This is a genomic window from uncultured Psychrosphaera sp., from assembly GCF_947500655.1.
Classification (GTDB): Bacteria; Pseudomonadota; Gammaproteobacteria; order Enterobacterales; family Alteromonadaceae; genus Psychrosphaera.
Genome location: NZ_CANMSK010000048.1, coordinates 1 through 363 on the forward strand (window position 1 = coordinate 1; position 363 = coordinate 363).

Genomic DNA, 363 nt, shown 5'->3' on the forward strand with positions numbered 1-363 from the left:
ACCTCCTTATACATAAAGTTATGAGATTTACTCGTGTCCACACAGATAATTAATTACGAATTGTGAGCAAGAAGAAAAACCTGAAGGCCTGTAGCTCAGCTGGTTAGAGCGCACCCCTGATAAGGGTGAGGTCGGCAGTTCAAGTCTGCCCAGGCCTACCAAGCCTTTGGTAATGTTGAACCCAAGCCATCAAATAGATGGGGCTATAGCTCAGCTGGGAGAGCGCTTCCCTTGCACGGAAGAGGTCTGCGGTTCGATCCCGCATAGCTCCACCATTTCTTCTTTAATGAACGTTAGCTCAAATAAATACGCATTGATTGCAGTGTCTATTTATTTGAGTTTTTTTAAACTCAATTGCTCTTT

General features: G+C 44.1%; 2 tRNA genes. Both read left to right on the top strand.

The window, feature by feature from the left end:
- Positions 1 to 84 precede the first annotated feature (84 nt).
- A tRNA-Ile gene (locus Q0940_RS17030) sits at positions 85 to 161 on the top strand.
- A 38-nt stretch (positions 162 to 199) separates the two neighbouring features.
- Positions 200 to 275, top strand: a tRNA-Ala gene (locus Q0940_RS17035).
- Positions 276 to 363: the final 88 nt, after the last annotated feature.